The organism is Micromonospora sp. NPDC004704, assembly GCF_053601675.1.
This window is the reverse complement of the sequence record NZ_JBSGCD010000006.1, coordinates 277,557-289,975: the sequence shown is the minus strand read 5'-3', so window position 1 is coordinate 289,975 and position 12,419 is coordinate 277,557. Positions and strand designations below refer to the sequence as shown.

Here is a 12,419-nt window from a genome sequence, read left to right as displayed (position 1 = left end):
AGGGGTCGACGACCGGAGACGTGAGGCGGTGAGGGTCGGATGCAGCAGCAGGAACGCCCCGGCGGGGTGGATCTCGCCCGGTTGAAGCAGCGGATGGGCCGGGTCGGGGTCTGGAGCAGTCGGCTCAGCCTGGAGTCGGCGGCTACCGCCGGTGCGGCGGTCAGCGAACTCGAAGACCTGGGCTACGGCACCGTCTGGGTGGGCGAGACCCCGGCCAGCAAGGAAGCGCTGGTCCACTCCGGCATCCTGCTCAACGCCACCTCAGAGATCATGATCGCCACCGGCATCGTCAACATCTGGGGTCGCGACGCCACCGCCGCGTCGAACGGCGCGAAGGCCCTGGCCGAGGCGTCCGGCGACCGCTTCATCCTCGGGCTCGGCGTGAGTCACGCCCCGCTCGTCTGCAGCCGGGGGCATGACTACCGCAAACCGCTGGCCGCGATGCGCGCCTACCTCGACGCCATGGACGCCACCCCGTACGAGGGTCCGGTGTCCGCTCCCGCGCCCCGAATGCTCGCCGCGCTGCGGTCGGGCATGCTCGAACTGGCCGGCACCCGCACCGAGGGCGCCCACCCCTACTTCGTCACCCCCGAGCACACCGCCCGGGCCCGCGCGCTCCTCGGCCCCGACCCGGTGCTCGCACCGGAACAGACCGTCGTGCTCACCACCGACCCGGACCGGGCCAGGACGATCGGCCGGGTCTTCACCACCGGCTACCTGGCAATGCCGAACTACGCCAACCACATGCGCGCTCTCGGCTGGGACGAACGGGATCTGGCCGACGGGGGCAGCGACAAGCTGGTCGATGCGATCGTGGCCTGGGGCGAACCGGAACAGATCGCCGAACGGATCCGGGCACACCACGACGCCGGGGCCGACCACGTCTGCGTACAGCCGCTCGCCGGCACCGTCGGTGAGCAACTGGCCCAGCTCAGGACGCTGGCGCCGGTACTGACCGGAAGCTGAGGCTCCCCACGTCCGGCCCGGTCGTCACACCTCGACCGGGCCGCCGGTACGCCAGTACCAGCCGTCCTCGCGGGCCATCAGCCCCTCGGCGATCAGGTAACGCCGCAACGAGACCCAGTCCGTCTCGTAGAACGCCCGGAGCACCGCGTCGACCTCCCGCTCGGGAAACCGCACCCCGGGCTCGAACGCGGTGACGATGTGTTCCAGCAGGACACGACGCTTGCCGGCCTTCGCCGGGATCATCACCAGCCGGTCGTCCCTGAGAAACGTCCGCAACACCTTTTCCCGGTCACTACCCACCCTTCGCACCGTAGTCGGCCGGACAACCCGTTTCCCGACCGACCGGCCCGATCCCGTGAGACCGACAACCGGGTGGTTACGCCGTGGCGGGCGCCTCCGCGTCGGCGAGCACCACCGGCGGCGGGGTGATCGGCAGGTAGACCCGGAACCGGGTGTCGCCCGGCGTCGAGGAGACCCGGATGTCCCCCCGGTGCTTGGTGACCACGATCCGGTACGAGATGTCCAGCCCCAGACCGGTCCCCTCACCCACCGGCTTGGTGGTGAAGAACGGCTCGAAGATCCGGTCCCGGATCGCGTCCGGGATACCCGGCCCGGTGTCACCGATCTCGACCACCAACATGTCGCCCTCGCGGCTGGTACGCACCGAAAGGGTGCCGCTGTCGCCCATCGCGCCGAGCGCGTTGTCGATCAGGTTGGTCCAGACCTGGTTCAGCTCCGCCGCGTACGCGGGGATGGCGGGCAGGTTCGGGTCGTAGTGCTTCTCCTTGCGGACCCCCGCCGGGATCTTCGCCTTCATGATCGTCAGAGTCGCGTTGAGCAGGTCGCGTACGTCCACCGTCTGGTACGGCGCCCGGTCCAACTGGGTGTACTGCTTCGCCGCGCCGACCAGGCCGGAAATCCGCCCGACCGCGTCGTCGATCTCCCGCATGAGCTGCTCGGTCTCGACCGTGTACGTCAGCCACCGGACGGCCGGGTCGAGGTTCTCGTCGCCGACGGCGAGCGCGACCTGGTCCAGCCAGTCGGTGTCGATGCCGCCGGCGACCAGGGTCGGAGCCAGCCGCCAGCCGTCGGCGAAGTGGTGCTCGTCGAGCCAGTCGGTCAGCGTGTCCTCGGCGTCGCTGGCATCCAGCGCCGAGAGTTCGGGGGCGGTCGCGGCCCGCTTGACCGCGTCGTCCTGCAACTCGACCAGGTCGTGCAGCCGGGTGCCGTCGAGGCGACCGTCGGCGATCATGGCGAGCTTGTGCCGCATCCCGGTGACGTGGCCACGAAGCGTCGACGTGGCCCGTACGGCCGCCGCGGCGGGATTGTTCAGCTCGTGGGTCAGCCCGGCGGAGAGCGCACCCAGGGCCAGCAACCGCTCCCGCTCACCGAGCAGCGACTGGGTCCGCCGCATGCCGTAGAACAGCCCCTCCAGCAGGTGCACCGCCATCGGGAACCACTTCCGCATCGCCTTGGCGAACACCTCCGCCGGCAGCACGAACAGCTCGCAGTCGGAGATCGCCCGCAGCGTGTTGGCGTACCGCTGGTCGGGGTCGTCGGGCATGTACGCCCGGATCGCCCCGCCGTAGACGCCCCGCTGGCTGGTCCGGATGACCTCGACCTCCTCGCCGCGTACCCGGCCGGACTGCATCACGGTGCCGCTGAGCAGGACGTAGAAGCAGGTCGCCAGCTCGCCCTCGGCGAAAATGCAGGTCTCCGCCTCCCGCCGCTCCACCCGGCCCTGCTCGGCGAGCCAGTCGAGCTGCTCGTCGGTCAGCGCCTCGAACAGGAACAGGGTGCGTAACTGCTCCCGGTCCAGCCGGTCGGTCCCCTGGTCACTCATTGCGCCTCCAGATACCGGTGTACCACGGTGACCGCCATCGCGCCCTCGCCGACCGCCGAGGCGACCCGCTTCACCGAGTCGGCCCGTACGTCACCGGCGGCGAACACCCCCGGCAGGCTCGACTCGAGGTGGTACGGGTCCCGGGGCAACGACCAGCCGGCCGGCCGCTGCCCGTCACGCAACAACGCCGGGCCGGTCACGATGAAGCCCCGCTCGTCGCGGGAGACCACCCCGTCGAGCCAGTTCGTCCGGGGCTCGGCCCCGATGAAGATGAACAACCAGGAGGTGTCGACCGTACGCGTGCTGCCGGTACGCCGCTGGCAGAGCGTCAGCCGCTCCAGGTGCTCCTCGCCCGAACCGCCGACCACCTCGGTGTTCGGGTGCACGGTGATGTTGGGCGTCCGTTCGACCTGCTCGATCAGGTACCGGGACATCGACGCCGCCAGGCTGTCGCCACGGATGACGATGTTGACCCGGTGGGCGTACCGGGCGAAGTGCAGCGCCGCCTGGCCGGCCGAGTTCGCGCCGCCGACGATGTAGACCTCCTCGCCGCTGCAACTGGGCGCCTCGGTAGCGGCGGAGCCGTAGAAGACGCCCCGACCGGTCAACTCGGCCAGTCCGGGGGCGTCGAGCATCCGGTAGGAGACGCCGGTGGCCAGCACCGCGGAGTGCGCGGCGAGCGAGGTCCCGTCGCCGAACCGGAGCAGGCGGGCGGTGCCGGCCGCCTCCAGGCCGACGACCTCACGGGTGCTGAGGATCTCCGCGCCGAACTTCAGCGCCTGCCGACGGGCCCGGTCGGTCAACTGCGCCCCGGACACCCCCTCCGGGAAGCCGAGGTAGTTCTCGATCCGGCTGCTCTGCCCCGCCTGCCCGCCGGTGGCCCGCTGCTCGACCAGGACCGTACGCAGGCCCTCGGAGGCGGCGTAGACCGCGGCGCCCAGTCCGGCCGGACCGGCGCCGACCACGATCACGTCGTAGAAGTCGGATGCCGGTGTGGTGCTCAGGCCGACGTGGCCGGCCAGGTCGGCCTCGGTCGGCGAGGCGAGCACCTTGCCCTCCGGGGTGATCACCACCGGCACGTCGGCGGCGGTGAGGTGGGCGGCGGCCAGCAACCGCTCGCCCTCCGGTTCGTCGGCGAGCAGCCACCGGAACGGCACCAGGTTGCGGGCCAGGAAGTCCCGCATCGCGAACGACGGCGCGGACCAGCGGTGCCCGATCACCCGGGTCTCGGTGGTCGTGGCGTCCGGCGTGGCCAACCAAGCCTCGATCAGGTTGTCGAGCACCGGGTAGAGCTTCTCCTCCGGCGGGTCCCAGGGCTTGAGCAGGTAGTGGTCGAGGTCGACCACGTTGATCGCGTCGATGGCCGCGTCGGTGTCCGCGTACGCGGTCAGCAGCACCCGGCGGGCCTGCGGAAAGAGGTCCATCGCCGCTTCGAGGAACTGGATGCCGTTCATCTGCGGCATCCGGTAGTCCGCGAGGAGCACGGCAACCTGCTCGCCCCGGAGCTTGAGCTCCCGGAGCGCGTCCAGTGCCGCGTCGCCGGAGTCGGCCCGCACCACCCGGTACCGGTCGCCGTAGCGCCGCCGGATGTCACGAGCCACGGCGCGCGACACCGCGGGATCGTCGTCGACGGTCAGGATCGCGGGGTTCACCATGAAGTTTCATCCTGAAGGAGAGGTAGAGCCTGTCTGCCAAGTCTCCGGCAACCCTAGATGACGTCGGCCGTCGTGCCGACCACGTGGTCAGCGGCCGAGACCCAGCGGGCCGGTCGGGCACCGGACGGTCACACCGTCGAATGCCGCAATTTCCGTACCCGGCGGACGCACCGGCGCCCGCGTGCGAGGCTCGCGACATGCTGCACAGGGTCGCGGCGCACCGATGCGGGTGCTGATCGTCACCGCCGGATCACGCGGTGACGTGGCGCCGTACACCGGGCTGGGTGCCCGGCTGCAAGCGGCCGGGCACCGGGTCACGGTGGCCGCGCAGCCCTCGTTCGCCGCCCTGGTGACCGGCTGCGGCCTGGACTTCGCGCCGCTTCCCGGCGATCTGGCGGCGCTGCGGGCGGCGGGCGGCCGGCGGCGGCACCGCTTCGGCGCCGAAGCCCGGAGCCTGGCCGGGTTCGTCCGGCTGGGCACCCGGTTCGTCGACGAACTCGGCGACGGCATCCAGGTCGCCGCCGAACCCGGGGTGGACCTCCTGCTCTGCTCGACCACCACGGCCCCGCTGGGTTACTCGGTGGCCGAGCGGCACGGGGTGCCGAGCATGGGGGCGTTCCTGCAACCGCTCCAGCCGACCCGGGAGTTCCCGCCAATGGTGCTCGGCGCACGGTCGCTGGGTGGGTGGGGCAACCGGAACGCCGCACGGCTGGCACAGGTGATCGCCCGACGGGTCTACGCGAACGCCTCCCGGCGGCTGCGGACCCGGTTGGGCCTCCCCCCGACCAGGCTGCACACCCTGCTCGAGGCCGCGACGGCGCGCGGATGGCCGATCCAGCACGGCTTCAGCCCCAGCGTGCTGCCCCGACCGGCGGACTGGCGGCCCGGCCTGGAGGTCGTCGGCTACTGGTGGCCGGCGGAGTCACCCGGCTGGCGGCCACCGCCGATCCTGGTCGACTTCCTCGACGCCGGACCGCCCCCGGTCTACGTCGGCTTCGGCAGCATGGTCGGCGGCGACGAGCGGTTCCGTACGCTGATCACGGCCGCGCTGCGCCGGGCCGGCGTACGCGGGGTGATCCAGGTCGACGGTGGGGCGCAACCCGTCCGGGCGGTGACCGACGACGTGATCACCATCGGAGAGGCGCCGCACCCCTGGCTCTTTCCCCGGATGGCCGCCCTCGTGCACCACGCCGGCTGCGGGACCACCGCGGCCGGGCTCCGGGCCGGGGTGCCGGCGATCCCGATCCCGATGATGGCCGACCAGCCGTTCTGGGCGGCCCGGCTCGCCGTACTCGGGGTCAGCCCGGACACCGTGCCGGCCGGGCGACTCGACCAGGCCCGGCTGGCCACCGCGATCCGCGCCGCGGTCACCGACCCGGCCTTCGCCGACCGGGCCCGCGTGGTCGCGGCCCGCCTGGCCGCCGAGGACGGCGCGGGTGCGGTGGTACGGGCGGTCGACCGCCTAGCCGGATAGCTCAGCGCCCCCGATCGGGCGACATATCCGATCGGATGCCTACGACCGGGCACTCCGATGGCAGGGTCTGGAGACGGGGCACCACCGTGACCAGGGCTGGAGGGTGCATGGGCGCCAGGACGTTCGTCGTGGCCGGCGGCACCAGCGGTCTCGGGTTGGAGGTCGCCCGCAAGCTCACCACCGACCACCGGGTGTTCGTGCTCGGCAACGTCGCCGACGAGGTCGCCGCCACCACCAGCGAGCTCGAGTGTGCCGGCGCGACCTGCGACGTCTCCTCGTACGACCAGGTGGCGCACGCGCTCGACGAGGTGACCCGGCGGTACGGGGCGCTCGACGGGTTGGCGCACTGCGCGAGCATGTGGGCCGGCGGGTCGCTGGAGGAGATGTCACCGGAAGCGCTGCGCACGGTCATCGACGTGAACGTGCTGGGCACGGCGTACCTGCTGCGCGAGGCGCTGATCCGGATGCGCGAGCGGGGGCGGGGCAACATCGTCTACATCGGTGCGATGGCGGTCGACAAACCCCGCCCCGGCATCCCCGTCTACCGGGCCGGCAAGAACTTCGGCAAGAGCCTGGTGGAGTCACTCGCCCAGGCCGAGGGAAGCGACGGCATCAAGGTGATGCAGATCCACCCCGGCCCGATGCACACCAGGCTCCAGGAACGGGTCGGCGCCGAGTTCCTCGACGAGATCTACGCCGAGCCGGAGCAGGTGGCCCGGGAAGTCGTACGGCTGTTGCTCCTGGAACCCGACGAGTTGTACCTCTCGGGCCAGGAAGTCCTCCGCGCCGACGGCAGGTGGTAAGCGCCGGACCCGCGACCGCCGAGCCGTCCACCTCGGCCTGGGCACCGCTGCGCGGTGCCGCGTACCGCAACCTCTGGCTGGCGCTGCTCGCCGCGAACATCGGCACCTGGATGCAGACCGTCGGCGCGCAGTGGCTGCTGATCGACGAACGCAACGCCTCGACCCTGGTCTCGCTCGTACAGACGGCGAGCATGCTGCCGATCCTGCTGCTGGCGCTGCCGGCGGGGGCGCTGGCCGACGCGTTCGACCGGCGCCACCTGCTGATCGCGGTGCAGGTCTACCTCGCCGCGGTCGGCCTGCTGCTGACCGTCCTGACCGCGACCGGCCGGATGCCGCCGGCACTGCTGCTCACCCTCACCTTCGCGATCGGCGTCGGGCAGGCGCTGACGCTGCCGTGCTGGGCGGCGATCATCCCCGAACTGGTGCCCCGCAACCAGTTGCAGTCCGCCTCGGCACTCGGCTCGATCAGCGTCAACGCGGCCCGGTCGATCGGCCCGGCCATCGCCGGACTGCTGATCGCCCGAGCGGGTGTGGCGCCGGTCTTCGCGATCAACGCGATCACCGTACTCGTCTTCGGGTTCGCGCTGCTGCGCTGGCGTACGGACCACGCACGCGCGGTCGAGGTACCGGAGCGGTTCACCGCCGCCCTGCGCGCCGGTGGCCGGTTCGTCCGCCACTCCCCCGTGGTCCGCCGACTGCTGTTGCGGGCGCTGCTGTTCCTCGTACCCGGCAGCGCGTTGTGGGCGCTGCTGCCGCTGGTGGCCAACCGGCAACTGCACCTGAACTCCAGCGGGTACGGGGTGCTCCTCGCCGCCCTCGGTGTCGGCGCGATCGCCGGTGGCCTGATCCTGCCCTGGGTACGGGTACACCTGACCGCCGGCCAGTTCCTGCTCACCGCCGGCCTGCTCTACGGCCTGGCGCTGGTCGTGGTGGCGCTCGTGTCGAGCCTCCCGGTGGTGCTGATCGCGCTGGTCCCGGCCGGGCTGGCCTGGGTGACCGTGCTGTCGAACCTGAACGCGGAGATCCAGCTCTACCTGCCCGGCTGGGTACGCGCCCGAGGGCTCGCGGTCTACCAGGTGGTCTTCGCCGGCGGGCAGGCGGTCGGCGCCCTGGCCTGGGGTGTGGTCGGCGACATGGCCGGACTGGTCGTCGCGCACCTCGCCGCGGCGGTGCTGATGGTGCTCGGCGCGGTGACGGTACGGCTGTGGCCCCTGCCGGACCTGCGCGGCAACAACCAGGACCCGGAGGCGTACTGGCCGGCTCTGCGGCTGACCCACGAACCCGATCCGCGGATCGGACCGGTGGTGGTCCTGGTGACGTACGTGGTGCGGGCCGAGCACGAGGCGGAGTTCGTCGACGCGATGGAGCTGGTACGGGGCTCGCGGCAGCGTACCGGTGCGACCCGGTGGGGCCTGTACCGCGAGGGCGAGTCCCCGGCGTGTTTCGTCGAGGTCTACCAGCTCCCCTCCTGGGACGAGCACCTGCGTCAGCACGGCGGCCGGTTGACCGGTACGGACCGGGAGGCGGAGCGGCGGGCGGTGGCGCTCGCCGACGGACCCCCGCAGGTACGCCACCTGCTCCCCACCGAGGCCGGCTCGTAGCAGGGTCGGCCGGTAACCCGGGTCCGCTCGTGGGCCAGGTTGGCACGTAAGCGAGGTCGGCTCGTGGTGAGTCGGGCAAGACGCCATATTCGGGGCGTACAGGCTGCCAGACTCGCGGGGTGGGCAAGAAAGAGGCGCGGCGACCGCTGCGGATCCGGGCCGCCGGGGAGGGCACCCGGGTCAACCGCCTGGAACTCTTCTTCGACCTGGTCTTCGTCTACGCCTTCTTCAACATCGCCCGGGCGACCACCGACAACCTCACCGGCATCGGACTGCTGCACGCCCTGCTGATCATCTCGCTGCTCTGGTGGTGCTGGATCGCCTACGCCTGGGCCGGCAACTCGATCCGGGCCAGCGAGGGAATGGTGCCGGCGGTGCTGTTCACGGTCATGGCCGCGATCTTCGTGGTGGCGCTGACCATTTCGGAGGCCTTCGTCGACATCCCCGGCGGCCTGTCCGGGCCACTCGTCTTCGCCTGCTGTTACTTCGTGATCCGGATCCTGTTCGTGGTGTTGCAGTGGCACGTCGTCGTCGACCAGCCGCTGCTGCGTGCTCAGCTCTCCCGGGTGAGCCTGACGATCGTGGTCTCCACCGCGTTCCTGCTGCTCGCCGCCCTGGTCCCCCCGCACCTGCCGGAAGGGTCGGCCCGTACCTGGACCCAGATCGGCTTCTGGATGCTCGCCATCGTGGCCGAGTACGGGTCCGGCTACCTGGGCGCCCCGCGCGGCTGGCGGATCGCCTCGGCCGACCACTGGGCCGAACGGTTCTCCCTGATCCTGCTGGTCGCGTTCGGCGAGCTGATCATCTCGGTCGGGGTGGGCGGCACCCAACTCCCCCACCCGATCACCTGGCCGCTGGTCATCGCCGCGGTCCTCGGCATCGTGGTGACCGCCGCACTCTGGTGGGCGTACTTCGACATCGTGGCGCTCGCCGCCGAGCAGGCGCTGCACGCCGCGCACGGGCTCCAACGGGTGATACTCGCCCGGGACGCCTACATCTACCTGCACCTGCCGATGATCGCCGGGTTGATGCTGCTGTCGCTCGGCGGCAAGGAGGCGCTCAAGCACATCGGCGACCCGAAGGTCTCGCACGGCCCGATGCATCCGATCGCCGTCACCCTGCTGTACGGCGGCATGATCCTCTACCTGCTGGGCCACCTCGGCTTCCAGTTGCGCATGCTCGGCACGGTGACCTGGACCCGGGTCGGTGCCGTCGTGCTGACCTCCGCGCTGATCCCGCTCGCCATCCAGGTACCGGGCCTGTTGGCGCTGGGGCTGCTGGCCGCGGTCAGCGTCGCGCTGGTCGGCAGCGAACTCGTCCTGCTCGCCGGCTCCCGGCGCAGCATCCGGGAAGCCGTGCTGGAGGAGCGTCTGGCGAGCGAGGCCCGGGAAACCGCGTGGCGCCGCCAGCACCGGTGACGACAGCCGTGTGCGCAAGCTCCGTTGATCGGCACGGGCAAATCGCGCTCCAAGGTCGTTAGGATTCGACCGGTGAGCTGCCCGGCACCGGCGCACCCGTCGGACCGGTGCCCGTCGGCGGCGGAGATGGGGAGAAGATGGGGCTGCGCGAGGACGCCGCGACAATGCAGGACGAGTTGGCGGCACTGCGCCGGGAGCTGCACCAGATCCCGGAGATCGGTCTGCACCTGCCGCGGACCCAGGAACGGGTGCTCGCCGCGCTCGCCCCGCTGCCGCTGGAGATCAGCACCGGGACCGACCTGACCTCGATCACCGCGGTGCTGCGCGGCGGTCGACCCGGCCCGGCGGTGCTGCTCCGGGGTGACATGGACGCCCTACCGGTCGCCGAGGACACCGGCCTGCCCTACACCTCCCGGCACGACGGGGTCATGCACGCCTGCGGCCACGACCTGCACACCGCCGGACTGGTCGGGGCCGCCCGGCTGCTCAGCGCCCGACGCGACGAACTGGCCGGCGACGTGGTGTTCATGTTCCAGCCCGGCGAGGAGGGGTTCGACGGCGCCAGCCACATGATCTCCGAGGGGGTGCTGAGCGCCGCCGGCCGGCCGGTCACCGCCGCATACGGGCTGCACGTGCTCTCCGGCACCCTCGACCGGGGTGTCTTCTCCTCCCGGCCCGGTCCGCTGATGGCCGCCTCCGCCGGACTGTTCGTCCGGGTCGTCGGCGCCGGTGGGCACGGCTCCACCCCGCACCACACGCTCGACCCGATCCCGGTCGCCGCCGAGATGGTCACCGCGTTGCAGGCCATGGTCACCCGACGGTTCGACGTGTTCGACCCGGTGGTGCTGACCGTCGGGGTGTTCCAGGCCGGCACCCGGCGCAACATCATCCCGGACGACGCGAACTTCGAGGCGACCGTACGGAGCTTCTCCTCCGCCACGAACGCGCAGGCGGGCGAGTACGCGGTCGCGCTCTGTGAGCACATTGCCGCCGCGCACGGGATGCGGGTCGAGGTCCGGTTCGAGCAGGAGTACCCGGCGACGGTCAACGACGTCACCGAGCACGAGTTCGCGGCCGCGACCGTACGGGACGTGTTCGGGCCGGAGCGGTTCGAGGATCTGACCAACCCGATGACCGGCTCCGAGGACTTCTCCCGCGTACTGGACCTGGTGCCGGGCGCGTACGTCTTCCTCGGCGCCTGCGCCGGCGACGACCCGAAGACCGCACCGAGCAATCACTCCCCCCGTGCCGCGTTCGACGACAGCGTCCTCGCCGACGGGGCCGCCCTGCTCGCCGAACTCGCCGCCCGCCGGCTCGCCGCGACCGACGGGACGGCGGCATGAGCGACACGGACGTCTTCAGCCCGGAGGTGGTCGCCGCGATCGGGCGGCACATGAACGACGACCACGCCGACGACTCGCTGCTCATCTGCCGTACCCTCGGCGGCCAACCGGCCGCGACCGGTGCTCGGGTCAGCGGCCTGGACGCCGACGGCATCGAGTTCGACGCCGCCGTCGACGGCATCATCGTGCCGGTCCGGATCCCGTTCCGGGATCGGCTGACCGAACGCGCCGAGGTACGCCGGGAGGTGGTCCGGATGTACCGGGAAGCGTGCCACGCGCTCGGCATCGAGCCGAGGGGCGGAGAATAGTCCCCGCCCCGATCCCGACCGCTCGGCCCGCTCCACGGTGGAACCGGGACCGCACCGCCCAGCGAAAGGCACCACAGACGTGACCAGTGCAGTTCCGCAACGGGTCCTGGTGACCGGCGCCGCCGGACTGATCGGCCGCGCGGTCCTGGCCGACCTCGCCGACCGGGGAGTACCTGCGACCGCACTCGTCCTGGAGGCCGCCGACGACCTGGCCGCGAACCGGGTGGTGGTCGGCGACGCCGGAGATCCGGAGATCGTCCGCGCCGCGCTGGCGGGAGTGGACGCCGTGGTGCACCTGGCCGCGATCCCGGCGCCGCACCTGGACACCGCGCAGGCGGTCTTCACCCGCAACACCCGGGCGACCTTCGCCGTGCTGGAGGAGGCCGGCCGGGCCGGGGTACGGCGCGCGGTGATCGCGTCCAGCTTCTCCGTCACCGGCCTGCCCTGGGCCGACGTCGACCTGCATCCCGCGTACGTGCCGGTCGACGAGCGGCTGCCGTTGCAGGTGACCGACGCGTACGCGCTGAGCAAGCAGACCGACGAGGCGACCGCCGAGATGATGGCCCACCGCCACGGTGGCAGCGTCGTCGCGCTCCGGCTGCCTTTCGTCGGCCAGCACGACGACCGGCTGGCCCGCCGGGCCGCCGAGTTCGCCCAGGACCCGGGCTCCGGCGCAAAGGATCTCTGGAGCTACCTCGACGTACGCGACGCCGCGCGGGCCTGCTGGCTCGGGCTGACCCGGCCGGGGCCGGGAGCGCACGTGCTCTTCGTCGCCGCCGACGACATCCTCGCCCCGTTCCCGACCGAGGAACTGCTCGACCGGTACCACCCCGACGTGCCCCGGCGGGCGAAACTGCCCGGACGGACCTCGGCGATCGACGTCCAGGCCGCCCGCGACGTCCTGGGCTTCGAGGCGGAACACCGGTTCGTCGCCGACCCGGCACCCCTGCCCTGACCGGGCACCCCCACCGCACCGCCGGCTGATCGGCGTGCCCGTACGAGCCGAAG

General features: G+C 71.9%; 11 protein-coding genes. 8 read left to right on the top strand and 3 right to left on the bottom strand.

Annotated features, from left to right (window positions below):
• Positions 1-39: 39 nt before the first annotated feature.
• Positions 40-966: an LLM class F420-dependent oxidoreductase gene (locus ACWEFB_RS11100; RefSeq protein WP_452284467.1), complete on the top strand. Its 927-nt coding sequence runs from the start codon at positions 40-42 to the stop codon at positions 964-966.
• Between the two features lie 24 nt (positions 967-990).
• Here ACWEFB_RS11100 and ACWEFB_RS11095 read toward each other — a convergent pair whose 3' ends face one another.
• The 3 genes from ACWEFB_RS11095 to ACWEFB_RS11085 form a co-directional block, all read right to left on the bottom strand.
• Complete coding sequence (locus ACWEFB_RS11095) at positions 991-1,266, bottom strand: DUF2087 domain-containing protein (RefSeq protein WP_326557999.1); 276 nt, start codon at positions 1,264-1,266, stop codon at positions 991-993.
• Positions 1,267-1,342: 76 nt separating this feature from the next.
• A complete protein-coding gene (locus ACWEFB_RS11090; protein WP_452284465.1) occupies positions 1,343-2,809 on the bottom strand; it encodes an ATP-binding protein in 1,467 nt (488 codons plus the stop codon).
• The gene (locus tag ACWEFB_RS11085) at positions 2,806-4,464 is read right to left on the bottom strand and encodes an FAD-dependent oxidoreductase (RefSeq protein WP_452284463.1); all 1,659 of its coding nucleotides are present in this window, start codon (positions 4,462-4,464) and stop codon (positions 2,806-2,808) included. Before ACWEFB_RS11085 ends, ACWEFB_RS11090 begins: the two co-directional genes overlap by 4 nt.
• A gap of 223 nt (positions 4,465-4,687) precedes the next feature.
• Between ACWEFB_RS11085 and ACWEFB_RS11080 the strand changes: the two genes are divergently transcribed.
• The 7 genes from ACWEFB_RS11080 (at position 4,688) to ACWEFB_RS11050 (ending at position 12,366) form a co-directional block, all read left to right on the top strand.
• Positions 4,688-5,938 (top strand): glycosyltransferase, encoded by a 1,251-nt coding sequence (locus ACWEFB_RS11080; RefSeq protein ID WP_452284461.1) that lies wholly within the window; start codon positions 4,688-4,690, stop codon positions 5,936-5,938.
• 107 nt (positions 5,939-6,045) lie between these two features.
• Positions 6,046-6,741, top strand: coding sequence for an SDR family oxidoreductase (locus ACWEFB_RS11075; protein WP_326557995.1), 696 nt, complete (start codon positions 6,046-6,048; stop codon positions 6,739-6,741).
• On the top strand, positions 6,735-8,342 hold the full coding sequence (locus ACWEFB_RS11070; RefSeq protein ID WP_452284459.1) for an MFS transporter: 1,608 nt from the start codon (positions 6,735-6,737) through the stop codon (positions 8,340-8,342). The genes ACWEFB_RS11075 and ACWEFB_RS11070 overlap by 7 nt, the downstream gene beginning before the upstream one ends.
• A gap of 119 nt (positions 8,343-8,461) precedes the next feature.
• Positions 8,462-9,760, top strand: coding sequence for a low temperature requirement protein A (locus ACWEFB_RS11065; RefSeq protein WP_452284457.1), 1,299 nt, complete (start codon positions 8,462-8,464; stop codon positions 9,758-9,760).
• A 137-nt stretch (positions 9,761-9,897) separates the two neighbouring features.
• Complete coding sequence (locus tag ACWEFB_RS11060; RefSeq protein WP_452284455.1) at positions 9,898-11,103, top strand: M20 metallopeptidase family protein; 1,206 nt, start codon at positions 9,898-9,900, stop codon at positions 11,101-11,103.
• Complete coding sequence (locus ACWEFB_RS11055) at positions 11,100-11,411, top strand: DUF2470 domain-containing protein (RefSeq protein ID WP_452284453.1); 312 nt, start codon at positions 11,100-11,102, stop codon at positions 11,409-11,411. The genes ACWEFB_RS11060 and ACWEFB_RS11055 overlap by 4 nt, the downstream gene beginning before the upstream one ends.
• 79 nt (positions 11,412-11,490) lie before the next feature.
• Positions 11,491-12,366 carry an NAD-dependent epimerase/dehydratase family protein gene (locus tag ACWEFB_RS11050; protein ID WP_452284451.1) on the top strand — a complete coding sequence of 292 codons (876 nt, stop codon included), beginning with the start codon at positions 11,491-11,493 and terminating at the stop codon, positions 12,364-12,366.
• Positions 12,367-12,419: the final 53 nt, after the last annotated feature.

Bases quoted from the DNA above. Each gene is read 5' to 3' on its own strand.
- ACWEFB_RS11100 (WP_452284467.1), top strand. From the start codon at position 40: ATGCAGCAGCAGGAACGCCCCGGCGGGGTGGATCTCGCCCGGTTGAAG.
- ACWEFB_RS11090 (WP_452284465.1), bottom strand. From the start codon at position 2,809: ATGAGTGACCAGGGGACCGACCGGCTGGACCGGGAGCAGTTACGCACC.
- ACWEFB_RS11085 (WP_452284463.1), bottom strand. From the start codon at position 4,464: ATGGTGAACCCCGCGATCCTGACCGTCGACGACGATCCCGCGGTGTCG.
- ACWEFB_RS11080 (WP_452284461.1), top strand. From the start codon at position 4,688: ATGCGGGTGCTGATCGTCACCGCCGGATCACGCGGTGACGTGGCGCCG.
- ACWEFB_RS11075 (WP_326557995.1), top strand. From the start codon at position 6,046: ATGGGCGCCAGGACGTTCGTCGTGGCCGGCGGCACCAGCGGTCTCGGG.
- ACWEFB_RS11060 (WP_452284455.1), top strand. From the start codon at position 9,898: ATGGGGCTGCGCGAGGACGCCGCGACAATGCAGGACGAGTTGGCGGCA.
- ACWEFB_RS11055 (WP_452284453.1), top strand. From the start codon at position 11,100: ATGAGCGACACGGACGTCTTCAGCCCGGAGGTGGTCGCCGCGATCGGG.